Annotated in this window: 25 protein-coding genes and 2 pseudogenes; 15 read left to right on the top strand and 12 right to left on the bottom strand. The window is 37.7% G+C overall.

What is annotated here, in order from left to right:
• From AB8M93_RS15610 to AB8M93_RS15650, 9 genes and pseudogenes are all read right to left on the bottom strand, one after another.
• The gene (locus AB8M93_RS15610) at positions 1–1,248 is read right to left on the bottom strand and encodes a restriction endonuclease subunit S (protein WP_373059374.1); all 1,248 of its coding nucleotides are present in this window, start codon (positions 1,246–1,248) and stop codon (positions 1–3) included.
• On the bottom strand, positions 1,249–2,811 hold the full coding sequence (locus AB8M93_RS15615; protein ID WP_373059376.1) for a type I restriction-modification system subunit M: 1,563 nt from the start codon (positions 2,809–2,811) through the stop codon (positions 1,249–1,251).
• 202 nt (positions 2,812–3,013) lie between these two features.
• Positions 3,014–3,397, bottom strand: a complete 384-nt coding sequence (locus AB8M93_RS15620; RefSeq protein WP_373059378.1) for a hypothetical protein — start codon at positions 3,395–3,397, stop codon at positions 3,014–3,016.
• A 17-nt stretch (positions 3,398–3,414) separates the two neighbouring features.
• The gene (locus AB8M93_RS15625) at positions 3,415–3,696 is read right to left on the bottom strand and encodes a hypothetical protein (protein ID WP_373059380.1); all 282 of its coding nucleotides are present in this window, start codon (positions 3,694–3,696) and stop codon (positions 3,415–3,417) included.
• Between the two features lie 195 nt (positions 3,697–3,891).
• Positions 3,892–4,221, bottom strand: a complete 330-nt coding sequence (locus AB8M93_RS15630; protein ID WP_373059382.1) for a nucleotidyltransferase domain-containing protein — start codon at positions 4,219–4,221, stop codon at positions 3,892–3,894.
• Entirely contained in the window at positions 4,199–4,690 is a 492-nt protein-coding gene (locus tag AB8M93_RS15635) for an HI0074 family nucleotidyltransferase substrate-binding subunit (RefSeq protein ID WP_373059384.1), read from the bottom strand. The genes AB8M93_RS15630 and AB8M93_RS15635 overlap by 23 nt, the downstream gene beginning before the upstream one ends.
• 128 nt (positions 4,691–4,818) lie before the next feature.
• Positions 4,819–5,730, bottom strand: a complete 912-nt coding sequence (locus AB8M93_RS15640; protein WP_373059386.1) for a helix-turn-helix transcriptional regulator — start codon at positions 5,728–5,730, stop codon at positions 4,819–4,821.
• Between the two features lie 10 nt (positions 5,731–5,740).
• The gene (locus AB8M93_RS15645) at positions 5,741–6,235 is read right to left on the bottom strand and encodes a YqiA/YcfP family alpha/beta fold hydrolase (protein WP_373059388.1); all 495 of its coding nucleotides are present in this window, start codon (positions 6,233–6,235) and stop codon (positions 5,741–5,743) included.
• A 154-nt stretch (positions 6,236–6,389) separates the two neighbouring features.
• Positions 6,390–7,152, bottom strand: a pseudogene (locus AB8M93_RS15650) (glyceraldehyde-3-phosphate dehydrogenase); the annotation flags it as partial.
• Between the two features lie 457 nt (positions 7,153–7,609).
• Between AB8M93_RS15650 and AB8M93_RS15655 the strand changes: the two are divergent.
• The 13 genes from AB8M93_RS15655 to AB8M93_RS15715 all read left to right on the top strand — a co-directional run bounded on the left by AB8M93_RS15655 (position 7,610) and on the right by AB8M93_RS15715 (position 23,681).
• Entirely contained in the window at positions 7,610–8,146 is a 537-nt protein-coding gene (locus AB8M93_RS15655) for an RNA polymerase sigma factor (protein ID WP_373059390.1), read from the top strand.
• 73 nt (positions 8,147–8,219) lie between these two features.
• Positions 8,220–9,077 carry a FecR family protein gene (locus AB8M93_RS15660; RefSeq protein WP_373059392.1) on the top strand — a complete coding sequence of 286 codons (858 nt, stop codon included), beginning with the start codon at positions 8,220–8,222 and terminating at the stop codon, positions 9,075–9,077.
• 116 nt (positions 9,078–9,193) lie between these two features.
• Positions 9,194–12,511 carry a SusC/RagA family TonB-linked outer membrane protein gene (locus tag AB8M93_RS15665; protein WP_373059394.1) on the top strand — a complete coding sequence of 1,106 codons (3,318 nt, stop codon included), beginning with the start codon at positions 9,194–9,196 and terminating at the stop codon, positions 12,509–12,511.
• 23 nt (positions 12,512–12,534) lie between these two features.
• On the top strand, positions 12,535–14,148 hold the full coding sequence (locus AB8M93_RS15670) for a RagB/SusD family nutrient uptake outer membrane protein (RefSeq protein WP_373059396.1): 1,614 nt from the start codon (positions 12,535–12,537) through the stop codon (positions 14,146–14,148).
• 37 nt (positions 14,149–14,185) lie between these two features.
• Positions 14,186–14,830 (top strand): PKD domain-containing protein, encoded by a 645-nt coding sequence (locus tag AB8M93_RS15675; protein ID WP_373059398.1) that lies wholly within the window; start codon positions 14,186–14,188, stop codon positions 14,828–14,830.
• A gap of 244 nt (positions 14,831–15,074) precedes the next feature.
• Positions 15,075–16,394 carry an MFS transporter gene (locus AB8M93_RS15680; RefSeq protein WP_373059400.1) on the top strand — a complete coding sequence of 440 codons (1,320 nt, stop codon included), beginning with the start codon at positions 15,075–15,077 and terminating at the stop codon, positions 16,392–16,394.
• A gap of 25 nt (positions 16,395–16,419) precedes the next feature.
• Positions 16,420–17,307: an NAD(P)-dependent oxidoreductase gene (locus AB8M93_RS15685; RefSeq protein WP_373059402.1), complete on the top strand. Its 888-nt coding sequence runs from the start codon at positions 16,420–16,422 to the stop codon at positions 17,305–17,307.
• 11 nt (positions 17,308–17,318) lie between these two features.
• Complete coding sequence (locus AB8M93_RS15690) at positions 17,319–18,521, top strand: amidohydrolase family protein (RefSeq protein WP_373059404.1); 1,203 nt, start codon at positions 17,319–17,321, stop codon at positions 18,519–18,521.
• A gap of 26 nt (positions 18,522–18,547) precedes the next feature.
• Complete coding sequence (locus AB8M93_RS15695; RefSeq protein WP_373059406.1) at positions 18,548–19,381, top strand: fumarylacetoacetate hydrolase family protein; 834 nt, start codon at positions 18,548–18,550, stop codon at positions 19,379–19,381.
• A 24-nt stretch (positions 19,382–19,405) separates the two neighbouring features.
• Positions 19,406–21,001: an aldehyde dehydrogenase (NADP(+)) gene (locus AB8M93_RS15700; RefSeq protein WP_373059408.1), complete on the top strand. Its 1,596-nt coding sequence runs from the start codon at positions 19,406–19,408 to the stop codon at positions 20,999–21,001.
• Between the two features lie 83 nt (positions 21,002–21,084).
• Positions 21,085–21,918, top strand: coding sequence for a DUF362 domain-containing protein (locus tag AB8M93_RS15705; protein WP_373059410.1), 834 nt, complete (start codon positions 21,085–21,087; stop codon positions 21,916–21,918).
• Position 21,919: 1 nt separating this feature from the next.
• Positions 21,920–22,594, top strand: a complete 675-nt coding sequence (locus AB8M93_RS15710; RefSeq protein ID WP_373059412.1) for a hypothetical protein — start codon at positions 21,920–21,922, stop codon at positions 22,592–22,594.
• Between the two features lie 178 nt (positions 22,595–22,772).
• Positions 22,773–23,681 (top strand): RraA family protein, encoded by a 909-nt coding sequence (locus AB8M93_RS15715; RefSeq protein ID WP_373059414.1) that lies wholly within the window; start codon positions 22,773–22,775, stop codon positions 23,679–23,681.
• Between the two features lie 310 nt (positions 23,682–23,991).
• Here AB8M93_RS15715 and AB8M93_RS15720 read toward each other — a convergent pair whose 3' ends face one another.
• The 3 genes and pseudogenes from AB8M93_RS15720 to AB8M93_RS15730 all read right to left on the bottom strand — a co-directional run.
• Positions 23,992–24,153 carry a hypothetical protein gene (locus AB8M93_RS15720; RefSeq protein ID WP_373059416.1) on the bottom strand — a complete coding sequence of 54 codons (162 nt, stop codon included), beginning with the start codon at positions 24,151–24,153 and terminating at the stop codon, positions 23,992–23,994.
• Positions 24,154–24,205: 52 nt separating this feature from the next.
• Entirely contained in the window at positions 24,206–24,358 is a 153-nt protein-coding gene (locus AB8M93_RS15725) for a S41 family peptidase (protein WP_373059418.1), read from the bottom strand.
• Positions 24,359–24,442: 84 nt separating this feature from the next.
• Positions 24,443–24,703, bottom strand: a pseudogene (locus AB8M93_RS15730) (glyceraldehyde-3-phosphate dehydrogenase); the annotation flags it as partial.
• A gap of 188 nt (positions 24,704–24,891) precedes the next feature.
• Between AB8M93_RS15730 and AB8M93_RS15735 the strand changes: the two are divergent.
• Both AB8M93_RS15735 and AB8M93_RS15740 read left to right on the top strand, forming a co-directional pair.
• The gene (locus tag AB8M93_RS15735) at positions 24,892–25,476 is read left to right on the top strand and encodes an RNA polymerase sigma-70 factor (protein WP_373059420.1); all 585 of its coding nucleotides are present in this window, start codon (positions 24,892–24,894) and stop codon (positions 25,474–25,476) included.
• A 93-nt stretch (positions 25,477–25,569) separates the two neighbouring features.
• Complete coding sequence (locus tag AB8M93_RS15740; RefSeq protein WP_373059422.1) at positions 25,570–26,493, top strand: FecR family protein; 924 nt, start codon at positions 25,570–25,572, stop codon at positions 26,491–26,493.
• Positions 26,494–26,558 lie beyond the last annotated feature (65 nt).

Raw genomic sequence — 26,558 nt, forward strand, 5'->3', positions numbered from 1 at the left:
TTAAACAAACATCTGCTGTAAAAGCCCTTTTTTGAAGGTCTGATTTTTTTCGATTTGCTGGGTAACTGCTTCTATTTTATAGTCAATGGCAGATAAAAAATCTGCTATTTTTCGTTGTTCTTCTACGGCAGGGAATGGAATCGGCATAAGATAAAAATCATTTAAGGAAATATTCATTCGATCATGCCGTGCCCCAAAATTGGCCACGCTATTTAAATATTTGTGCCACAATACCGTCTCAAAAAAATATTCAAAAAAGACCAAATTTTTATCATCCTTAAAACGAAAAACTGAATACAGTGGTGACATAACGCCTTCTCTTAACTTATTTCTTTTAATAGGCCCAACAGGAGCATGGACAGAAATTCTGGGGTTGTAAACAAAATCATCCTTAGAGACTACATAATAGCCTTGTAAATTATTTTGATTTGCAATATCTCTATCGAAATAATCATTTTGGCTAATGATTCCTTGAGTAGCAGAATTTGTAAGTACAAAATTTATCTTGTCATTTGTATTTTTCTGAGTAATTCTATCAGCTAAATCTCCCAATTTCTTCTTCTTCCACTCCGGAAATTCCTTTCCATTCTGATCTTTAAACCTAATTTCCTGCGAAAACAGCTTTTGCATCACCCCTTTTTTATAGGTCTCTAAAAGAGCTTTTTTGCGGGTGAGCTGTTGGATCTTTTTATCGACTGCCGATAGGAAGGAGGCGATTTTTTGTTGTTCTGGTAATGAAGGAAGTTTTATTGCCGTTCTATGAAGTTCCCGTCCTGAAATTCCTAAAACAGTGGTTCCAATTGCTTTTTTAATTATTAATTTTTGATAATTAGGACTTAACATGTAAAAAAGAAGGTATGAATTCCATAATTGTTCCTTGACCCTCAATTTAATTACTCTTTGAGCTAAAGCAATGTTAGGACTATCTACCATTGCAATATTTCCCAAAGGTGCTTCAGTGGTAAATAAAATATCTCCCACTTCTGGCTCTCCTTTACTCATAACTGAAGAGTAATTCTTTAATGGTATATATTCCTTCGAAATTTCATAATTAATAAACCCTTGTTTTATATTTTTTGCTGTAACAAGAAATACTCCTTCAGTAGATTTCTCTGGTCCTTTTCCCCTGTAATCTACATAGGTGGTAATAGATCCTAATTTATTTATTTTCCATTCTCCCTCAAACTCTTTAAACCTCAGCTTCGGAATCAGTTGTTGCCTCTTTTCTTGCAAAATTTCCGTCTCCATCTAAAAAGGTTGTTCAATTCCTAACTGGTTACAGAAGTCGGCTATTTCAGAATCAGTTGCTTTTATGTCATTTTCAAGACCTTTTAATTCCGCAGCAACAGCATTGATATCTACCTGCTCTTCTTCTTCAAAAGTATCCACATAGCGAGGGATGTTGAGGTTGTAATCGTTTTCCTTAACTTCAGAAAGTGGCGCTACATAGCTGTATTTATCAATAGTAATTCGTTCCCTATAAGTGTCAATGATCTTCTCTACATCCTCTTCCCGCAGGTAATTCTGGGTTTTAATCTTCTCATAGTGTTCACTGCTGTCAATAAACAGAATGTCTTTGCTGTGCTCCCTGTTTTTCTTTAGGACCAAAATACTGGTGGGGATTCCCGTTCCATAGAAAATATTGGCAGGTAAACCAATCACCGCGTCCAGGTAATTCTTGTCTTTGATCAGGTATTTACGAATGTGGCCTTCCGCAGCACCTCTAAAAAGTACGCCGTGCGGCAAGACACACGCCATGGTTCCGGTATCAGAAAGTTGATGCACCATATGTTGTACAAAAGCAAAGTCGGCTTTAGTTTTTGGAGCCAGTTTTCCGTAGGCCGCAAAACGATCGTCACTCATAAATAATGGACTCGCACTCCATTTCGCAGAGAACGGCGGATTGGCCACGATGGCTTCGAAACGCTCGTCAAAATGCTCGAGAGACGGATTCTCCAGTGTATCTTCATTATAAATATCGAAGCGCTTGTAATGCACATCGTGCATGATCATGTTCATCCTGCAAAGGTTGTAGGTGGTGGGATTGCTCTCCTGCCCGTAAAAAGCACCTACTTCGGCTTCCTTTGAGACCCGCAGCAACAAAGACCCGGAACCGCAGGTAGGATCATAGACATTTTTCACCTGGTCTTTTCCTAGGGTCACCAGCTTCGCCAGCACTTTACTTACCTGTTGGGGGGTGTAAAATTCCCCGGCTTTCTTCCCGGCACCCGAAGCGAATTTTCCGATCAGGTATTCATAGGCATCACCTAAAACATCATTTTCGGTATTCTCCAGGTCAAAATCCACCTGGTCTAGATGCGTAAGCACCTTTACAATGAGTTCGTTTTTTGCTTCTTCGGTTTTACCCAATTTGCTGCTGGTAAGGTCCAGGTCTTCAAAAAGATTTCCGAAATCTTCCTCGCTTTCGCTGCCCATGGTGCTCTGCTCGATATTCCGCAGCACCTTATCCAGGTCGGCCAGGATGAATTTGCTTTTCCCGTTGCCATTCCCACGGCGGGCGAGTTCACTGAAGAGTTCAGAAGGTTTAAGGAAATAGCCAAGATGCATCAAAGCATCCTCTTTTACAGCTTCAAGATATAAATCTTCCTGAGGATGCCCTTCCAGTTGCCTGAAGATAAGATTATCCGGCTTCAGGATCTTATCGGCGTGCAGCTCCATTTTTCGGCTCAGGTACTTGTAAAAGATAAATCCTAAAATATAATCCCGGAATTCATCGGCTCCCATTTTTCCCCGAAGAGTGTTGGCAATGTTCCAGAGCTGATTTTCCAGTTGTTGTTTTGATTGAGTCATTCAGTAAGTAAGGTATACAGGTTTGGGTGCTGTAAATTATCATTCAATTTCCAGAGAGTAGGGTGGCGGAAATCAGGTGCCAGCGTTGTAAATCTAAATATTTTCTTAAAGGTTTGGAAATGTTTTTCCATAATTGTCTTTATTTTAATTATAACACGAAGAGAAACAGTTGCTTAAATTTTAATTTTAAGAAGCACTTTAATTATATCTCACTTAATAACCGCAGAAATAAACTGTTTTTCTTAATTCCGTTTTGCTCTGCCTGCTGAATAATATCCTGCAGCTTTACACAGAACTGATGTTCTAACATGGGAATATTTCCGAAATTTTCCAGTTGCACCAGGATTGTTTTCCGGTTAAATATAAATTTGCAGGAATTAGAGACTCTGGCTGCAATTTGAGGGGTAACTACAGGAAGCAGAAAAACGTAGTAGTATTCATTGGAAAGGGAAAGAAAATAATCCTGATGATTTATTACCAGCAGGGGCGAATAATTACTCTTTTCTTCAATCAGATCGAAAAGTGCCTGCTGAATAAACTCTACTTCTAAAAGCCTATAAAGATTAGGGAAATGATATTTGGTCATACTTAATTTTAGTCTATTTATATGTCTTCTCCCAGATAAGTCTTCCAGATTTCCTGCCATTCATTGCGGTAGGCTTCCGTGGTTTCATAGTCGGCATAATGATGCTCTGTAAAATCATTTATCAGTACCTTTTCATATTCCTGTTTTCCGGGATTAAAAATGTACTCGTACCGCGAATGGAATTCTATCCGCAGAATATGGCTCCTTCCGCGGGGGATCCAGGTATCGATGTGAAATGCTTTGACTTTGGCAAGATCTAAGCTGATCCCGCCGTGGGTGACCAGGTAATTTTTCTTCATATCATTAAAAATAACCGCTGAGTATTCCGGGAGAGTTTCATTACCCCAAATTGAAAACCAGGCCTAAAATAGCTCAGCGGATATATCAACAAAACTACAGGGGAAGCCTGACAAACTATGTCGGCTAACCTGGAAAATGAAGATGTGGGATTGCGGAAAAGTTAAAGCAGCGATCCGGTAAAAGCCACCGGGGAATTAGGCTTTATTAGCCTTATAGAAAACTTTCCCAACCTGATCAATATGCTCTTTAAGGGCAGGAGTGTCTATTTTATTGTAGTAGAGGCAATCTATTTCGTAGAGTAAATTGAGATCTTCAATCCCGTCTAAAAGATCCAGCCAATCAAGGTGGCTAAGATCGTCAGAAAAAATGGCGAGGTCAATATCAGAACCGGGGCGATAAGTACCCATGGCCCTGGAGCCAAAAATTTTCACTTCCTGTATTTGGGGGAATTTGCTTAAAGCAGACTCCAAAAGGTGAATGGTCTCTTCTGAAAGCCCAAATTTATTGCTGGTATTTTTCTTCAAGCCTTGCATATAATTGCTGCATTAATGGGAAAAACGTGTTTATGATATTAACAGTGATCTCATCGGCAGTTTTTTCGTCATAGGTATGTGAGGTTAGATTTCTGGAATTCAACATTTTCCTCCAGCCGTCATGGTCCTGGATAAGATTGTTTTTCAAAGCACTTTTTAATACAGCACGCTTTCCGAACAATTCCTCTGCATTTTCGCCGGAAAACTTCAAAATATCCTGCAATGTCAGGATGAATAATTCAAATGTATATTCAAAACGCTGGATTATTCCTTCCCTGCTTAATTCCAGTTTTTCCATTTCAGCCATCAAAACCACATCGTGCCCAGGATCTGCACTACGACTAATCTGCTCCTGTTTTTCCTTATATTCCTCCAGATCGAACAGCTCCAGTCCGCGTTCCAGTTTTATGAATGCCTTTTGCAGGTTTGAAAATCTTTGTTTCCAGCGGATTTGCTCCATTACGTATTTTCTTTATTAATAGCTGAACATTGCCTCGGAGTCAGTTCTTAAGTTGTAAAAGCAATATACAACTGCTAAAGTAATCAGAATTTAGGTGGAAAATAAATTTGTGCTGCTCTGTCAACTATTTAACCTTTGAAATTATAACTTTTTAGAACATTTTTCAGCTGAATGGCGATATGGTCCTGCAGTTTTTTTGGCTCGATAACCTTTACCTGGTCACCATAAGACAAAATTTCCATCCTGAAGTCGTAGGTAGGCCTTATAAAATAGCTGAAGCGCATTTCATCTTCAGATTTATCTTCAGAAATTAACTGCTGGCTGTGGTGCAGTGGGAGGGAAGCTACATATTTTCCTTCCCTGGCGGTAAAAGCCAGCACAATTTTTACCGGCTCCTCATTGGTGCCGTTAATAATGCCGAAGCTGTCTTTAAATTCTTCGTGGATATTATACTCGATCCTTTTGAATTTTTCTGAAGTGATGCTAAGTTCCCTGATTCTGTCCAGCGAAAAATTTTTGATCTGCTCATCTTTGGTATCCATGCCTATAAGGTACCAGCGGTTGCGGGCTTCCTTCAGCGAAATGGGTTTAACCTTCCTACTGCTTTGGGAATCTTCAAGGAATTTATGATACTGGAACTTCACAAGATTAAGATTCTGAATGGCATGAAGCAGGCCTGCCATATGTTCGGTACCCAGTGGTTTCCTTTCTTCAAAGATCAGGCTGTTTCCCAGGCTGCGTGAAAGCCTGATGGCATTCAAAATTTCGAAATTTTCCCTCAGCCTTTGGGAGTGGTTCATCTCGAGATCATCTATGATATAGTATTTATTATGTGCGCGGTCTGAAGCGATCTCAATTCCGTAGATAGAAGCAATATCACGGATGTCGCGCTGCAGGGTTCTTTGAGATTTCAACAGGTTTTCTTCTACCGAATCTGGATCGGCCAGCATTTCATTGGAGATCTCTTCAAAGCTCATCGGCCGCTTTTTAAGCAGCGAAATGATCTTGTAATGGCGTTTAATGGTTTGGCGTACAGACATGTTTATAATTTTATTGGCAGATTTTATCGAAGAAATCTTTTACTTCAGCTTTAAATACATCAACAGGAATTCGGTGGCCAAGTTGAGGATCGATTTTGATTACCAGTTCATGATTATATAAATGATTCCCGATATAACTGAGAGTCTCCTGCGGATTTACCACTTCATCTCTTGCTCCTAATAAAAGTTGCTTTGAAGCGTCTCCCCGGCTAAATTTTTCCTTCGGAAACATTGTACTCCATGGATGTTTTGATAATGGAGGATTGAACAGGAGCGCAGGGCGGCCAATCCAGTTAGAGATGATATATGCATTTAAGGCTCCCATACTGCTGCCGATGATCACATTAAATTCTGTTTTCGGAAACTGCTGAAGAACTTCTCCATATTGAATATGATCTCTGGAATAGTCAATATCCGGCGCGTAAACGTTTCCGTATTGTTCGAGTACTTTTCTTTTGGCAGAACTTAATTTGCTTTTAAGTCCGTGCAGGTATAAAATGTTCATCCTGTAAATTTAAAAGTTCAGGACAAATAAAAACCAAGAATGCGACAAAAAGTGTCGTTTTAATCCATGTCTATTTTTTAATATTATAATATTTCCAATTTTAGTATAAGTAGTAATTAATCTAATTACTTCCACGATAATGGTATATTAAGATCTAATAATAAGTATATCTTCTAACCTTGGCAATATGCTTTGCCAATCTTATTACCTGGTGGCTGTATCCATACTCATTGTCGTACCATATGTACAGGATAATATTTTTTCCCTCAGCAGAAACAATGGTTGCCTTACTGTCATAAATTGCCGGGGCTGTGGATCCCACTATATCGGATGATACGAGTTCATTGTCCAGAGAAAATTTAATTTGCTCTACCAAATCCCCCTCAAGGGCATACTTTTTTAAGATAGCCTCTACTTCTTCCACTGTAGTTTTTGCTTTTACTTCCAGGTTAAGAATGGCCAGGGAACCGTTAGGTACAGGCACCCGGATGGCATTTGAAGTTAATTTCCCTTCCAGTGACGGGAGTGCTTTTGCAACAGCTTTCCCTGCCCCGGTTTCGGTAATTACCATATTTAATGCGGCAGCCCTTCCTCTGCGGTATTTACTATGCATGTTATCTACGAGATTTTGATCATTAGTATAGGCATGTATAGTTTCCAGGTGTCCATGTTCCACACCAAGGGATTCTTCTATAGCTTTGAGAACTGGTGTAATGGCATTTGTAGTACAGGAAGCTGCGGAAAATATCGATAGGTCATCAGGGAGATATTCTTTATGGTTTACCCCATGAACAATATTAGGAATGCCCTTTGCAGGGGCTGTAAGCAATACTTTAGCCGCCCCCTTGGACTGCAAGATGCCTGTTTAACTCTTCCCCGTTTTTAAAACGCCTCTTGTCAATAAATAATGCTTCATTTTTAGCAAAGAAAATTGTCATCCTCGTCTTCAAATTCTTCAATTAAACTTTAACTTCAACGATTACTGGCTTTTTGCACTTTTATAATTGGAAGTAAACAGTAGAATAAATTTTTAACGTAAACTTTTGCTATTCTTAAAACTAGGATTTTTTAAATCCAAGTTCAACTCACTCATATCTTAAATATGACAAAAAATTTATTCTAAATTCCGGAACTTCATGATGCTGTTGAAATTTATGCTTCTCAAATTTTCTTCAGTTAATTGATAAGAAAACATTTCCCATTACTATGGCTTATGCTATCTGAGGATTCATTATTAATATAAATCATAGCCTTTTATTATATTATTCATTTTTAACGAGACAAGAATTTTTGTTTTTTTTTAAAAAATTGTTATACTTTTAACTTTATGGAGCTTAAATAAAAATTTTTTAATAGAATTTTAATCTTTTGGGTATGAAGAATCATGAAACATATTTTTTGGTAAAAGCCTTAAGGAACAATGATATAACTGCATTGGAGAAACTTTATAAAATTTACTACTCCAAATTACATGGATTTGCAAAAAAATTCTATTCTTCTACTCTACAGGCCGATGATTTTGTTCAACAAACATTTTTAAAAGTTTGGAATGAAAGAGAGAACTTGAAAGAAGACGTTGTATTTGATAAACAGCTTTATGTAATATGTAAAAATATAATCCTAAACCATCTTCGAAGAGAAAAGAAAATGGTTTCAAACCAGGATTATTATTTACAATCTTATGAAGTAACAGAAGAATCTCCCAATGACTACCTTGAGGAGGATTTAATTAAACTCAATACCGGAATAAAAAAATTGCCAAAAAAAAGAAGAGAGATATTTCTACTTCATAAAAAGGAGAACTTAACCTACGATGAAATAGCTAAATATCTTTCCATTTCCACGAAAACGATTGCGAATCACATCTATCTTGCCAGTAACTTTTTAAAAGAAGAATTGAAAAAAATTTAAAAAATTTTACATCCGGAGTAGGAACTATTGATTTTTCAATTGTCATAGTTATATAAGCTGAAAAATTGTTGCATTGAAAAATCATGATTTTAACGAAGAAGAATTTGAAGAGGCATGGAATGCTCCCTACTCAACTGTATCAGAAAACGATATAGCAGATTCGTGGAAAAGCTTTCGATCTAAGATTTCGACGGGCAGAAAAGCCGATCGGAAAAACTATGCTAAAGCCGCCGCCGCTGCGCTTATAATTTTACTTTTCATATCCTATTTCTTTCTGGAAATTCACAATCCAATAATTACTATTGAAAACTTTGCTGCAGCTGACAAAGAGGTTGTATTACCTGATGGCAGCCTGGTTCTACTAAAGAAGGATTCCGAAATAAGCTTTAAGAAAAATTTCACTAATTCTAGAGAAGTAGAATTAAAAGGCGAAGCCTTTTTTAACGTAATAACGGACAGTGTAAAGGAGTTTAAGGTAAATACCAAATTTACTACAACGATTGCACTTGGAACCTCTTTCTTAGTAAATGAAAAGCCTGGGCTAAAAAACATAGAAGTTACTTTGTTCTCAGGGCGAATTTTAGTTTCAGTTGATGGGTTGGAAAAGTCGTGGGCTCTCATCAAGGGTGAAAAATTTATTTATGAAAATGAAAGAGCTTTAATAAGAAGATTTAATACTACTCTCCACTTTGATGATAATGTCTCTTATAAGGATTTAAATAATATAGAATTGGAGAAGCTTTTTGAATGGTTAGAGAAAAGATTTGGATATGAATTTCTCACCAATGATTACACGCAGGAGAAGAGAGTAACATTGAGGATAAATAAAGAGGACTCTCTTAAAGATATTTTAAATCTTTTATCAATAATAAATAATCTTAACTATGAAGTAAATAAAGAAACTAAAAAAATAGAAATATACAGTAAGTAGAAAAAAGGGTTTCCACGGTCAAATAGAAAACCCCCTTTTTCTTCAAAATAACAAACAAGCATAATCCGACTATTGTCGAAAAGCCATTTGCATTTTTAAAATTAAATAAATTAAATATGAACAAACTACTATTAACAGTATTTTTTTATTTTCCTCTGTTTATAAATCCTCAAGAAATTTCTTTTGATGTTTACAATCCAACTCTAAGTGCAATTATATTAGAAGTAGAATCTCAGGCGGATTTGAAGTTTGCTTATGGAGAAGGTATAGATCTCAAAACTAAACTATCAGGAAGATTTAAATTTCAGAAGGAAGATTTAGAGAAAGTGTTGAAGGAAATTACTAGAAGAACACCTTACACTCTTAGTGTAATGGGTAATAATATTGCGATTGCTTTAGATTCTTCTGAAGAAAAAACTAAGGTAAAGCTAACTGGTATCCAACAAAGTGTAAGTGGTACCATAACAGACTCAAACGGGGTTCCATTACCAAGTGTAACAATACAAGAGGAAGGTACTAGCAACGGGGTATTAAGTGATTTTGATGGAAATTATACCATTGATGTGACTTCAAATGATGCAGTTTTGGTTTTTAGTTACATAGGTATGAAAACTACGAGAAGGGCTGTTGCAGGAAATTCAACAATGGATGTTCAAATGGAATCTGATGAACAGGCATTAGATGAAGTTATGGTGGTGGGTTATGGAACGCAAACTGTTAGAGAGTTAACCGGGGCAGTCTCTCAAGTTAAAGCCGAATCATTGGAAAAGATAGGTTCTCCAGATTTTACTTCTGCACTACAGGGTCAAATGGCAGGAGTAAACATTACACAAAGCTCAGGAGCACCCGGTGCGGTTGCCAATGTTCAAATTCGTGGTTTAGGATCCCTTTCAGCAGATGGAACCGGGCCTCTTTATGTTGTTGATGGGGTTCCATATCAGCAACCTCCTAACATTAGTCCAGATGCAATAGCATCTATTGAAGTACTTAAGGATGCGGCTTCGGCTTCTATTTATGGTACAAGAGCATCGAATGGTGTTATTTTGATTACCACAAAAACTGGTACTCCAGGACAAATGCGGGTAAATCTTGATTCTTACTATGGCATTACAAAGATTAACCGAAATATCCCGCTGATAAATAATACAGCAGATTGGCTGTATGTAAATAGGATAAGATATCTTTCTGTTAATGCTCCAGGTGATTTCGGTTGGACAGCTCTCCAGCCGGGATGGCATGAAAGAGGATTATATTATAACACCAATTGGACAGATATGTTCCAGGTGGATAATGCAGCCATTCAAAATCATAGTTTAAGGCTATCAGGCGGAACAGAAACTCTAACCTATAGTATTGTTACAACCTATTTTAATCAGGAAGGGACCTGGTTAAACAGCGAATACGAGCGCCTTTCTACTCGTGCTAACACTCATTTTGAAAAAGGTAAATTTAGCGCTAATGTAGGTATAGGTCTAGCATTTGATCAGAGAGATATAAGCAATACCGATCTTCCAATTGATGCAATTCGATTACGGCCTTTTGAAACTCCTCTTGAAGATTACAGAGACGAATCCTTTCCAGAACCGGAGTCTAACCCTGGCGCGATAGCAAATATTGCCAGAAGAATAAAACAAGTAAATGAACAACAAGGGAACAACCATTCTATAAATATGGATTTGAATTATGAGGTATTTGAAGGTCTTACCCTTAGAACAAATCTTGGTGGTTTTCAGTATAATACATATTCAAAATTATTTGAACCAAGATTTACTTTCTACGATGAATTTACCGGCGATCTGGCTCCTGGAGGCTTTCCAATAGCCAGCCTTGAAGTAGGGCAAAATTTCCGACAACACTGGATTGTTGAATTTATGGGTATGTATGAGAAGGCTTTTGGTGACCATAAAATATCTGCATTAGCCGCTTATACTAGGGAACAAACTACCAGAAGATCATTTAGTGCTGGCAGGCGTGATTTCTTAAGCAATGATATCCAGGTATTAAGTGGAGGCGCAATAGATCCTACAGCGAGTGGAACAGAATATATTTCTAGTTTAACAGGAGCAATTGGTAGACTTCAGTATAATTATGCAGATAAATACCTGTTAAGTGCCAGTGTGCGTAGGGATGGATCCTCAAGGTTTGGAGAAGATCATAAGTATGGAGTTTTTCCTTCTTTTTCTCTAGGGTGGAATATTGATGAGGAATCTTTTTATCAAAACTGGGGCATAAACACAGTTTTATCATCTGCAAAAATAAGGGCTAGTTATGGTACTACAGGAAATCAGTTTATACCAGATTATTTATATGCTCCTGTTGTTTCAGGAGGTGTAGATTATGTTTTAGGAGAACCAGATCAACATCTGGCACTTGGTGTTACTCAATTAGATTTTACGAATGTTGATGTAAAATGGGAAACAAGTATAGCAAAGAACCTGGGGCTTGATCTCAGGTTTTTGGATGGTGCTGTGACATTTACGGGAGATGCTTATGTGACAAATAAATCAGATATGCTTTTTCCAGTAGCGGTTCCTCCTTCTGCAGGTTCTGGTGGAGACGGAAGTGTTATAATGAACGTTGGGAATATGACAAATAAAGGTTATGAATTGGCCAGTAGCTTTAGAAAATATGGAGAAGAATTCGGTTTTACATTAACTGCAACTTTCTCACAAAATTCAAATGAAGTTACTCAAACCAATCTCTCCTCTAGTACCATTTGGGGAGGCCAGATAGGAGGTGCTACAGATCCTGTTTCCGTAATAAGGGAGGGTTATCCGGCAGGTTCTTTCTTTCTTATTCCTACTAATGGCTTAGTTACCACAGAAGAAGAAGTTCAGGAATATCAAAATCTGGTACCAGGAGCGCATCTTGGGGATTTACGATACGTAGATACTAATAATGATGGTGCCATAAATGATGATGATAGAATCTTTATGGGAAGTGGTAATCCAGATTGGGTTGCAGGTTTCGCGATTAATGCAAACTATAGAAATTTTGATTTCTACGCCCAGTTTTATGGAACATACGGCAATAAAATTTATAATGCAATAAAAAGCTATGCCTATGCACATAAGAGGCACCAAGATGTTCTTAATGCCTGGACACCTGCAAATCCTACCTCTACAATTCCTACTCCCAGAGGCTCAACATCTCATGCTAATATACGATCCAGGTCAGATTATTTTCTTGAAGACGGAGACTACCTAAGGTTAAGAAGTGTTCAACTCGGTTATAATTTGCCTGAATCACTACTCGATCAACTAACAATAAACAATTTGAGAATATATATTGGTGTGGAAAATGCATTAACCTTTACAAAATACACAGGAAACGATCCAGAAATAGGTAACGATGGTTTATTAAATAGAGGTATAGATGGAGGAAATATTCCGGTAACATCTCAATTTAGAGCAGGTTTACAACTGGAATTTTAATAAAAATTAAAAATTAAAGAATTATGAAACTAGGAAAGATAGTAGCGGTAACCATATTTACATGCTTTTCATTTGGTTCTTGCACAACATCTGATGAATTTCTTGACGAGACTAATCCCAATACCATCACAATTAATGATTTTTGGGAGACGGAGGAAGACTTTCAAAAAGGTTTAATGGCAACTTATAATACACTCCAATCAGATTATGTGATGGGTGGCGGTGCAGTTGGTTCTATGCATGCTATGTCAGATATAGCTAAGCCAAATCCCTGGGGCCAGGATAATATCGATTTACACGAATATAACGCTACAAATGTAAATGGGTTTACTACTAATATGTGGACAGAATTATACACTGGAATCTTCAGAGCAAACCAGGTATTACAGAATCTGGAAACCGCGGACCTCACAGAATCTTCCAAAATACCAATTGAGGCAGAAGCTCGTTTTCTAAGGGGTTTATTTTATTTCTGGCTGGCAACGACTTACAATGATGGAGAAATCATCATTCATACCACAGTTCCTGAAAATATGGATGAATTTTCTCAACCTCTTTCTCCAAGGAATGAAGTTTATGATCTCATTTTTTCCGACTTACAATTTGCCCAGCAAAATCTTCCGCAAACCCGTAGTTCAGTAAATCTTGGACGTGCTACCTGGGGAGCCGCCACTGCTATATTAGGTAAAGTATATTTGTATGAAGAAATGTTCGAGCAAGCAAGGACTGAATTTAAGAAAATAATTGATAGTGAATTGTATGGTCTTGCTCCAGATATCAGTTGGAACTTCGACATTGTACATGAATATAATAGTGAATCTATTTTTGAAGTCAACTTTTCAGATGTGGTAAAACCGGGTGAAACTCCAAATAACGCAACTACCAGAGCAGCAGACTATGCTCCGCAGGAAGCGGGAGGAGATAGAAATGTTGAACCTGCTTACAATTTGATTCAAAAATATAAACGAGATGAACTAGATCCGGAAGATCCCAGAAATGCTGGCCAGCAGTATTCTCAACGAGCTTTAGCGAGTATCGCCTTTAAGGGTGATGGACAAATTTTTTATCAAAGGTCCACACAAGAATTTGATTTTGGTGTAGAACAGGAAGCACATGTAAAAAAATTCCAAAATTGGTGGCTGGCAGAAGAACCAGTAGATGATCGTTCTGGCATAAATGAAAGAATAGTACGTTTAGCAGATGTTTATTTGATGTATGCAGAAACAGTTTTAAAAACAGCTGAGAATGTTTCTGAAGCAATACAGTATGTGAATATGGTAAGAGAGAGATCCGGTTTACTGCAACTAAATCCTGATGATTATAATTCAGAAGAGTTAATGCATCATCTAATGTACATTGAACGCCCCCTTGAATTATCTTTTGAAGGTCACATGATTCGTTGGCAGGATATTAGGCGGTGGGGCATTATAGAAGATATTCTTGCTGAGCTTTCACAAATATCATATAGATCATTTCCAAATGAACTTAGAGAAGCAACTGCTGAAGATTTAGCGGATCCGACTGCTGTTATAGTCACACAGTTTGTTCAGTCTTATCAAAATTATGATTCTGTAGAGGATGATTTTCTCCCTATTCCTTATCAGGAAACCATAACTAATGATGAAATTCAAGAATAACATCTAAGTGTATATCAACCATTATAAACTGAAAAACATGAAAAATCATAAAATTTTACTCCTCACCGTTATGGCAATCGCCAGTTTAGTTTCCTGCCAACCAGAAGATCCACCGTTAAACGAATTTTCTGATGTATTTATCGACTGGTCACCCAGGACTATTAATGTAAATGATTCTGTTTCAATTTTAGACGGGTCCCGGGGCGTTAAAGAAAGATTATGGACCTTACCCGGTGGAGGTGTCGTGGATGTCATAGGTTCAGATAATGATGCCACATCTACAGAGAGAATCCTACATACAAAATTTTTAGCGCCCGGGGTATTTGATATACGCCTTCAGGATCAATTTAATGATCCAAGTGTTACATTAGATTCATTAATAACAATAACAGTTTTAGAACATGTTATCGCTAGGTTTACTTCAGATGTTGAAGGTGAAAACGGAGAAATTACTATTGAAGCTGGAGATACAGTTAATTTCAATTCTAATTCTTCCACTGGCTCTCCAGAATTTTTTGAATGGACTTTTGAAGGCGGCGAACCAGCAACATCAACAGGCTCCAATCCTTCGGTACAATACAATCTACCAGGTTCTTGGGATGTTACTCTTATTGCTTATAGAAATTTTCCCAGGGGAGCAGATACTATAGTTGTTAGAGACTACCTTACAGTCTTAGAATAAGTAAAATACTTAGAAATTATTTAATATAATTTCTCTTGGATTGAAGCTATCTGAGTGTTTAATGATTATTCATTAATTGGATAGCCAAACCATTCTATAGCGCAAAGTAGAAAGAATTTCAGTTTTAGTTCCAGTCAATAGCCTTAGGATTGGGGATGAAAGCTTATAACGCAGATAAGTTAACCACTTACCTACTTCCTGGTTGCAGAAAGCACAGGAACATATTTTTAAATTTCAATTTCTAATGATTAAAGATCGTACACTTGCCAGAAAAAGATGGTATAGGATTACACCTATTGTTTTTATTTCATTTAGTCTCGCCTATGTAGACAGGGCTAATTTTGGATTTGCAGCTGCCGGCGGGATGGCTAGAGACCTCGATATATCCCCTTCAGCGTTATCCCTAATGGGGGCCCTTTTCTTTCTTGGTTACTTCTTTTTTCAAATTCCCGGTGCAATTTACGCTGCAGATAAGAGTATTAAAAAATTGATTTTTTGGTCTTGTATCCTTTGGGGATTGCTGGCATCTGCAACGGGTTTAATTGGCGATATAAAAATACTGTACGTAATACGATTTTTATTGGGGGCTGTTGAAGCTGCTGTATGGCCTGCTCTAATTATACTGCTTAGTAGGTGGTTTACGAGCCCGGAGCGATCTAAGGCTAATACATTTTTAATTTTAGGCAATCCTATCACTCTAATATGGATGTCGGTTTTGTCTGGTTATTTAATAGATTCTGTTGGCTGGCGAGGTATGTTTATAATTGAAGGAGCTCCGGCGGTAATATGGGCATTTTGTTGGTGGTTTTTGGTAGACGATAAGCCCAATAACGCAAAATGGATGTCAAAAAGTGAAAAGGTAAAGTTCGAAAATCAGCTTAACGAAGAGCAAAAGAATATAAAACCTGTAAAAAATTATGCAGCGGCATTTAAATCCAGAGCATGTATTTTATTATGCTTTCAATATTTTCTTTGGAGCCTGGGTGCTTATGGTTTTATTATGTGGTTGCCTACCATTATTAATTCAGCTCCGGATGGAAGTATTGTACGTACAGGCTGGCTTTCAACGATCCCGTACATTATTGCTATTATATCTATGTTTATAGCTTCATATTTCTCTGACAAGACGTTAAACCGAAAGGTATTTATATGGCCTTTTCTTCTTGTCGCATCCATTGCTTTCGGTGCTTCTTATTTTGCAGGCACATCTAATTTTAATATTTCTTTTGGTTTACTTGTAATTGCTGGGGCAGCAATTTATACTCCCTATGCTCCTTTTTTTACATCATTAACAGAAATATTTCCAAAAAATGTAAGTGCAGGAGCAGTAGCTATTATCAATAGTTTTGGAGCACTGGGATCCTTTGCAGGAGCATACCTGGTGGGGCATCTAAATGCTGTGACAGAAAGTTTTGACGCCTCCTATTTGTTAATGTCGTGTTCTCTTCTCCTAGCTGCAATCTTTACGTTTTTAGGATTGGAAAACCCTAAGGAAAATAAGTTGAAAAAGATGTTACCTCAATCTAATAAGGCTAAAAAAGTAAAATCAAAAGTACAGCTTTAAGTAATGCATGTAATTTTTAATGACCATGAACAAAGAAGAAATTGGTGTAATAGGATTAGGTAGGGTTGGTTTTCCAATTGCGAAGGCCTTCATTCAAAATGGATATTCTGTATATGGCAATGATCTACGGCCAGAAGCAATTCAAAAATTTCAGGAGTTAGGGGGGATCCATTATGCGAATCCCGTAGAAATTGGAAGAAGTTGTAAAACCATAATTGTAATTGTACTGAATGATGAGCAGATTCTGGAAGTTTTTTCTGGAGATTTTGGTATTCTTAATGGTGTAGGGCCTGGTTCGGTGATTATCTGCATGAGTACTATTAACCGTTCTGTCCTGGAATCTATTGCTGCACAATGTTCAGAAAGAAATGTTCATTTTGTTGATTGTCCATTCACTGGTGGGCCGGCTAGGGTACCAAAGGGGAATTTAACACTAATTGCTGCTGCCCCAGTAGAAGTAATTAATACGGTTACTCCGCTTTTGGAAATAATCGGAAATATTGTCCATGTAGGAAATACTCCAGGGATAGGACAATCTGTAAAATACTGCAATCAGTTGTTGGTAGGGACTACTCATGTTGCCACCATGGAAGTTATTACTCTGGCAAGGAAGTTAAATTTAGATCCTGCTGTTGTTTGTAAGATAGTAGGTAGTGGGATTGCAGGTAGTGAATACTTTCAACTTCTCTCGAAAAGCATTCTGGAGCATCAGCCATCACCAGGTGGATTGGGACAGATGTGCAAAGACATGTCCATAGTCTCAAATACTCTGGATAAAGTAAAATTTCCTGCATATGTGGCAAAGGCAGCTACAGAATATTTCAGATTAGCCGAAGATTTAAACATGCAGAACATGGAAGGAGCTGAACTGATTAAAGTTGTAGAAAATGTTTCAGATCAAAATAGTAAATAAAAAATACAGTTATGATTGAAAGAGTTGTTATTAAAGGTTCCTATTTATGGGAAGGTTATAGTTCTGAAATTATACCCAATGGAGCTCTGGTAATGGAAGGTGAAAAAATCCAGATTGTTGCACCTTTTGCCGAAATACCTCATTCAGCATATGATACTGTTCTTGATTTTACAGGATGCACCATAATGCCTGGTATGATTGATAGCCACACCCATCATTCAATGGATCCCTCTTTGGAAAACTATCTTGAAAGAATGAAGGATACTATTCCTGAATTGACAATTCGTGCAACAATAATGATGAAAAAAGATCTTCTTTCTGGTGTTACAACATGCCGCACACTTGGTGATAAGGACTATTTGGACATTGCATGTCGGGAAGCGGTAAAAAATAATTTAATTCCTGGGCCCCGTTCTATTGTAGCAGGAAAAGGGATGCGCGCAGCCACTGGGCATGGTTTTGTTGGCTATCCGTTTAAGGGGAAAGAAGAAATAATAGAAGCAATAAAGAAAAATCTTGGAGCAGGAGCTGATTTTACTAAAATCTACATTACAGGAACATTAAGAAGGAACGGGGATTTGCCAAGCTTTCTTTCATATGAAGAAATAGCAGCAGCAATCCAGACATCTCATGAGGCAGGAGTAAAAGTAGCTTCTCATTGTGTTGGGGGCATTGGATTAGATTGGGCTTTGGAGTTAGGGCTGGATACCTTAGAACATGCGTATCATATAAGTGATCATCAAATTGAAAATTTGGGGAAATCAAAAACACAACCTGTTTTAACTCCTAGCCCAATACTAAATGATAAGATCGTAAACCACTATCCCAAACATTTGATCCAGGGACATTATGATGAGCGCGAGGAAATCAGTAGTCGAATAAGGTCATTAATTGAAGCAAAAATTCCTTTTGCCTTAGGAACAGATGGTATGCATGGAGAACTATTCAAAGAGGCTGAGTATTCTGTTGAATTGGGAGCTTCGAATCTGCAGGCCCTGCAAGCATTGACTATAAATGGTGCAGCGGTATGTAATATGGAAAACAAAACTGGAAGTTTAATTCCCGGTAAAGATGCCGATATAATTGCTGTAGAAGGAAATCCCGTAGAAAATATTCAGAGCCTAAGAAAGGTGAAACTAGTGATTAAGGAAGGTCGGGTAATGTCAGATACATCCAGTTCTCATAAGCAAGAACGAGGACTTATGTTTTCATAAAATTTAATTTATATCACTAACCAATTATGAAACAGGAAAAAATTTATTTAACTCGTCATGATTATTCTGGAAGCTTTCGTTGGGCGCTGAATGAAATATTACTACCAAAGAGTTTTAATTTAAAAATGCTGCTGGAGCTTCCTTTAGATGGTATTAGAAGTTTTCTAAAAGTAATACCCACTGCCGAGGAGGCTAATGACAAATTATTAGCTCCCATTGAACCAGACCAGGAAGTATGGGCAAGCGGGGTAACTTATGCTCATAGTCGTGACGCGCGGGAAATAGAAACTGAAATAAAAAGTATTTATCAAAGAGTCTACGAAGCGCCGCGTCCTGAACTTTTTTTCAAGGCTGTGGGATGGCGTACTGTTGGCCCCAACAGCCCAGTGAGGATTCGTAAAGATACTAGCTGGAATGTTCCTGAACCAGAGCTTGTTCTTATTCTTAATTTCACTGGTGAAATAGTGGGATATACTCTGGGAAATGATGTTTCCTCCAGGGATATTGAAGGAGAAAATCCACTTTATCTTCCTCAGGCTAAAAATTATGATGGTTCCTGTGCCATAGGCCCTGGAATTGTTTTTATGGGCGCAGATGAGCTTCGCGAGCTTTTAATTGAAATGACAATTACCAGAAACAAGAAAAATGTTTTTCAGAAAAGCACTAATACAAATCAGATGAAACGCACTTTTGAAGACCTGGCGGGTTACCTTTTTAGAGAAATGACATTTCCATATGGTTCATTTTTAATGACAGGAACCGGCATTGTACCTCCAGATGATTTCACTTTACATCCTGGCGATTGCGTGAAGATAAAAGTTGGTTCGCTTACGCTTGAAAACGTAGTAGGGCACAAATAGAAATTTAATTTTTAAAATGCAAAAATGTCAAATCAAAAAATTTTAATTGCAGGAGAATGGAAAAATTCAAGAAATCCAGAAGGGTTTTTTAGTTCAAGGAATCCTGTAGAAAAAAGAGAGTTACCAGATAAATTTCCTATATCATCTAGAGAGGAAATACTTGAAATGATTCGTGCTGGCAAAAAAGCTGCAGATGAATTGTATTCAATTTCTCCTGAAAAGATGGGAGATTTTTTAGATAGATTTGCCAAAAATATAGAGGCTCGTACTGAGGAATTAGTAGAGATTGCTCATTTAGAAACAGCACTGCCAAAGGATACAAGATTGCGTGCTGTTGAACTACCACGTACAACTAACCAATTACGTCAGGCAGCCGTTGCGGCGCGGGAACGTTCCTGGGCAAGAGCTACAATAGATACCAAAAGTAACATACGTTCAAAGTTTGGAGCCTTAGGAGGCCCTGTTGTGGTTTTTGGACCTAATAATTTCCCGTATGCTTTTAACAGTGTAGCAGGAGGTGATTTCGCTTCTGCCATTGCCGCAGGTAATCCAGTTATTGCAAAAGCCAATCCTGGCCATGCTGGCACCACAAAGATTTTGGCGGAAGCCGCCTTTGACGCTGTTAATGATACTGGCCTACCTAAGGCAACGGTGCAACTCATCTATCATATGGAGCCCGAAGAGGGATTGATGCTAATTACACATCCTATGATAGGTGCAACAGGCTTCACAGGTAGTAGAACGAGTGGCTTGAAATTAAAAGAAGCTGCAGACAAGGCAGGCAAACCTATTTATCTTGAAATGTCCAGTGTTAATCCTGTTTTTGTTTTACAAGGTGCCTTAAGAGAAAGACCTGCTGAAATTGCAGAAGAACTATATACTTCCTGTTCCTTGGGCTCGGGACAATTTTGTACAAATCCAGGCATCGTTATCATTGAGAAAAATGAGGAGGGATTAGGATTTTTAAACTTAGTAGCTGAAAAATTTAAAGAAAATAAACCCGGAACCTTACTCTCCTCTTCTGGGCCAAAAAGCATAGCAGATGCTGTTGCTACTCTTATAAATGCAGGTGCAGAGCTGCTTGTAGGAGGAAAAGAGGCAGAAGGACCCGGATATGCTTATTTAAACACATTACTCAAAGTACCAGGGGATACATTTCTTAACAATGCAAAGGTACTTCAAACGGAAGCTTTTGGAACCGTGACTCTTTTTGTTCTTTCAGAAAGCGCTGATGAAATGAGAGCCATTGCATCTAAATTAGAAGGAAATTTAACAGGATCTATATACTCTGATAAAGTAGGTGAAGATGATCAGTTGTATAAACAAATTGAGCCCTTGCTAAGAACAAAAGTGGGTAGACTTTTAAACGACAAAATGCCTACAAGCGTTTCTGTTGTTCCTTCAATGAATCACGGGGGACCCTTTCCTGCAACAGGTCACCCTGGTTTTTCTTCCGTAGGAATACCTGGTTCAATGTTACGGTTTGCCTCGCTGCATTGCTATGATAATGTACGCGAGCATCGTCTCCCGAAGGAACTTAGAAATAAAAATCCAACAGGAAAAATGTGGAGACTGATTGATGGGGAATGGTCCCAGGCGAACGTTACCGCATATCAATAAAAGAAGAAATCTTCATAGGCTAAATATCAGTTTATCTCATGCGCTTCTTCATTAATTAAAAATACAATTTAAAAAATACAACTATGACTATAAACCATGAAAAATGCATCGCTTGCGGAAATTGTGTAGCAGTATGTCCTATGAATGCTATTTATGTAGATACTACAATAAACAGGGCAAGAATAGATGATGATGCTTGTGTAGAATGCGGCACCTGCTTCCGGGGAATGAGTACAGAAAACCTTAATCCCAAGATTGCGAGAACAATCCGAATGGCCGCAAAAGCTTTACGCTTTCGTATGGAACCGGAGCCGGATGTATGTCCTACATCGGCAATAGAAATGAATGAATTGGAAATGCCCCGGCTCATACGGCAAATTTTCTCTGATCCTGTGGTGGAGCATACCTCCACCGGCATAAAAGGACGGGGAACTGAAGAAGTTAAAACTAATGATGTGAGGTTACGTGTTGATACCGATGAAGTTGGCTATACCATAGAATTTGGCAGACCGGGAGTGGGTGTAATGTTTTCAGACATTCAGATTATGACAAGGGAACTTGCATTTCTAGGTGTAAAATTTGAAAAGAATAATCCAATAACTCATTTACTAGCGGATGAATCAATGGGAAATTTGCGCCCGGATATTCTAAATGAGAAAATTTTATCAGCTATCGTAGAAATTAAGACAGACATTAATATGGTAGAGAAAGTACTATCTACTGTTAAAATGGTGAATTTGGAAATCGATACAGTTACAGCTATAGGGATTTCTACCCGATGTACTGATGAAGGTGATGATGTAAACTTGCGTCCACTACTTGAAAAACTAGGGTATTCAAATCATAGAGCAAAGACAAATATGGGTCTTGGACGCAGGACCAACAAAATTATACTAACACAAACTGAAAAAAAATAAGATGACCAATACTCTACACAGATACGGTACTGCCGAAAGTTTTCGGGATGATTATATAATATTTGCCATTCCGTCAAAGGGGATAAATGATGAAGATTGTATCCCAAAACTTAAAGAATTTTTGAGAATTTGTGCCAGTCATAGCCCTGTTAATATGGGTAATGGAAACCGTGGTAGCCTGGCACCTGAAAAAGGTTTAGATCCCACGGTGCACTGGAATCGCATTGCTATTAAAGATTGGGAATCAGTTATTGAGGGAGTCATCAAACCGGGAACCGTCTCAGCTGTCTTTTCCACTAAAGAAGATGCCGAAGCTTGTATGAAAGAAATTGTTACGGCAGATTTTGGATTCTCTGTTAATATGAGTACATCGGTAGAAAATGCCATCCAGGCAGCTGAAGCAAGCGGGATAAAACGGCATAGCGTTGAATATTCTCTGGGCTTTTATGATCCACATGATAATCTGCCGGATTCCCAGGTTTTAGCCCTCTCCACTATGTGTGGTCATGGCATGGTTTCTTTTAACATGGCTAAGAAAATGATAGAAATGGTTCAGGAAGGAAGAAGATCTTCAGAAGATGCAGCAAATACTCTTCTTCGCTTCTGTCCATGTGGTATTTATAATTCCGATCGTGCTAAACGTATTCTAGAACAGAGAAGGGGAAAAACCGAATAAAAAACATTATAGAAGAAATCATCTGGTACTTTATAGGAACTTTTAATTTTTCACTTGTTATAGTGGTAAGTAATAATGCGAACAATTTTAGCTTTTAAAGTTCAGCTTAGAAGATTTAGTGTGAAGTTCTTTCGAACAATTTAATTTAAAATTTTTTATAATCAATTTAATTTAAAACATGAAGAAAATGAAAAGTTATGCTCTATTAATTATTGCAATTTTAGGATTTAATATGCCAACTACAATGGCTCAGGAAAATTCAAATAAGTCATTAAAGGTCCCCGATGTCTCAGATGAAGTTCTTTTAGAACTATATCGAGGTGCAAGAGTAAATGATGTCGTGGATGGATTGGTCACAGTAGGTTATATGGATGTTGGGCTTATGGATCAAAAAATTGCCCCTCTTTGGAGAGATGTTCAAACTATGGAGCATCGAATCTCAGGAATTGCAGTTACTGCAAGGTATGCTCCTACAAATCGACCTCGAAATGCAGGATCTGATTTAACGCAACCTGAAAATTATCAGGATTATAGAAAATGGAGGGGAATGTGGTATTCTACATTAGCTGGCGAATCCTTCAACGAGCACATAAAAGAAGGAACTGTTGTGGTTATTGATAACCAGGACGACAATGACGCAGGTTCCACAGGATCCAAAAATATTTTAGATTGGCAAGAAAGAGGTATGGTAGGTTTAGTTTCAGTTGGAGGGGTGCGGGACCTTGATGAAATCATTCTCCAAAGAAATCCTGTATACATGGACTATGACAGGAGAGGGAGAGGCGAAAGAATAGGTAGAAATGAGCTTATGGATGTGCAAACTCCTGTTGTTGTTGGGGGAGTACTGGTGTATCCTGGTGATGTGGTAGTGGCTGATACAGATGGTGTGGTGGTTGTACCGAGAAGAGTTGCTGTAAGAGTTGGTCAAATCGCTTATCAAGAATTAATTGCAGATATTGAAGGAAGAAGAGAGCTTTATGAAAAGTTAGGGAGGGAAATTGATGAGACTGTAGCTAACCGACCTGCGCCAGAAGAATTTTTCAAAAGCCTTGGGCTTCCAGAAAATCCAAATAAAGAAAGCAAGTAAGAAAAATTTAGTTTTTTGTTAGTTAGTAATGGAAGCTGGTTCTTGTGGGCCAGCTTCCTTTTTAATATTGTTAATAAAAAAGCCTGTCCTGTCCTTGACAAATAAATACATGATTAATCATTTCTGAAAATTCGAGAATTTCAGAAGTAAAAGTGTACCTGAAATTATGAGCATAGGATGATGACAATATCTTCCTGTTAGGCGACGGGCCTGGCCGATAAATTTCTACTCAGGAGTGATGAAAACTTTAAAAACCTGCTAAAGAACTAAATTTTTCATTGTTAATGGTTTACCGCTACATGACCAAACATCAGAGCTGGGAATCGTTCTTCCACAGCATCTGGTCCATGTCTCTTTTAATGCTTATGTTGGGCTTAGTACCAAAGCCGTCAAAAATTCCCCCATCTTTTTGAAAAGAAACCATGGTGCTGATTTTTCCACGCAGACCTGAATTTGGTAACTCAGACCTCATACTATTGCCACTTGGGCCATCTGTTATTATCCCGGCGATATTATATTTTCAATCATTTAAATACAGCAACAAAAATCGATGCTGCACTAAAAGTTTTTTCATTGGTTAAAACATAAACAGGTTTGTTATAATAACAAGAAGGTTCAGCTAATTTTTTTCCATTAAACAATCCAAAGTAATATTTACTGTATTTCCCATCATTCAAATCATACTTGGTTTAAAGGTATTCAAAAATTTCGCAGTGCTTTTTTGCTCGTTGTGATTCAATCCGATAAGGGCAATTTAATATCTAATAATAAGTATATCTTCTAACCTTGGCGATGTGCTTTGCCAACCGGATTACCTGATGGCTGTATCCATACTCATTGTCTACCATATGTACAGGATAATGTTCCTTCCATCTGCCGAGACAAGAGTGGCCTTACTGTCATAAATAGCCGGGGCTGAGGAGCCTATTACATCTGTTGAAACCAGTTCGTTATCAATTGAATTTTTTTATCTGCTCTACAAAATCTCCTTCCAGTGCATATTTTTTTATAATCGCATTTATTTCTTATTAATTCTCTGGCAACCAATCTTCCGATTTGTCCGAAACATGCCATCCTCTAGGACACTTTTAGGAAATCTCCTTTTAATAAGATTAACCGGACACAACTAAATTCCTATTTAACCTAAGGTTAATGCTCACGAAAAGCCTTGGTAATAGTATTTCCTTTCTTTTGTTTTTATCAATTGGAAATGAAAACACCCTACTCTTCATTAGACGATTTACAGCTTCAGTGTCTTTTCGATAAAGGTAACGAGGAGGCATTTACTGTTTTGTTCGAAAGGTATTGGGAGCGTTTATACTGTTATGCTTTCAGGATTTATCAGGATGAAAAAATATGCGAGGATATAGTTCAGGAGGTTTTTATAAAATTCTGGAAGCGGCAGGATGAATCAAAAATTCTCAATCTGGAAGGCTACCTGTTCCGTAGTATAAAATATGGTTTAGCTAATCATTTTAGGAATCTTAAATTTGAAAAAGTCCATGAAGATGTGCTAAAGAATATGGGCGATCAGCAATCTCCGCTAAAACAAATGGAGTATCAGGAATTTGAAAATCATGCTTTAGGAGTTATAGAAGCACTCCCTCCGCGCTGTCGTAAAATATTTAAGCTCAGTCGTTTTGAAGATCTTTCTAATATTGAAATTTCGCAACGTCTGAATATTTCTGTTAGGACCGTTGAAACTCATGTGTCCAATGCATTGAAATTCCTTAGGGAGAACCTCACCGATTCCCGTGTTTCCATTTGGCTTCTTCTATTGTTTGCAAAATGTTAAGTAAGCCTCGTCTTCTTTACCAAAACTTTACCATCGGTTTTTAGCTTACGTGTTGCCGTCATAAATCGTGTCTTTCTATAAAAGATCAAGATTTTGAGACCTGAACAAATAAAAATGCTGGCTCGTAAATATGCTGAAAATAAGGCGACTGCAGAGGAACGTGCCCAGTTACACCTATTTTTTGATATGATGCAGAAAACTTCCAGTTACATGACTGTAAAAACGGGGGATATTAAAAAGAGAAAAATATTAAATAATATCAGCAATAATACTTCGGGCAGATTAATATATAAGAAGGCCTGGAGTTATATAGCTGCTGCCAGTATCATTCTTCTAATTGTTTCGGTCGGCTTTTTTTCAGAAACTATTTTTTCTCCCGGTTATATTGTACAAAAAACCGAAAGTGGAGAAAAAAAGGTGATCACTCTTAGCGATGGCAGTATTGTGACTCTGAATGGAAAAACTACTCTTACCTATCCGGAGGAATTCGGCACCATGAGGAATGTTGAATTAGAAGGAGAAGCGTTTTTTAAAGTAAAACGAAATCCGGATAAGCCTTTCGTGGTCCATACCCAAGACCTAGAGACAAAAGTTTTGGGAACTTCTTTCAATATCAATTCTTATTCAGAAGAAAAGGCACAGGTAAGTGTGAATACGGGGCGTGTTGAGGTGAGCGTTAAAGCAGACGAAACCGCAAAAGTAGTTCTTCATCCCGATCAACAGGTGACGTATAAGAGCCACAGCCTTTTGATGAGCAAAAGTAACAGCGATATTTATTCAGCCTGGACACGGAATATAATTGTTTTTAATAATCAATCCCTGGAGGAAATAGCACGAATACTGGAGAACTGGTTTGCCGTAGAAATAGCTGTTGAACAGAATGATGTGAGGGACTTAAAGATGACGGCAAAATTTCGTGATGAAAATCTTGAAAATATCTTTAAAAGTATTGAGCATTTGAAAGCTGTTAAGATAGATACTATAACTCCAAAACATTTCCATATAAGAGCAAAATAAATAAGAACCTAAGCAAAGAACATAAACCCATCCCTGCGCCAACAGAAATGGGTCATTAAAGACTA

This window comes from Autumnicola aciditolerans (assembly GCF_041679265.1).
In the GTDB taxonomy this organism is placed as follows: domain Bacteria; phylum Bacteroidota; class Bacteroidia; order Flavobacteriales; family Flavobacteriaceae; genus Autumnicola.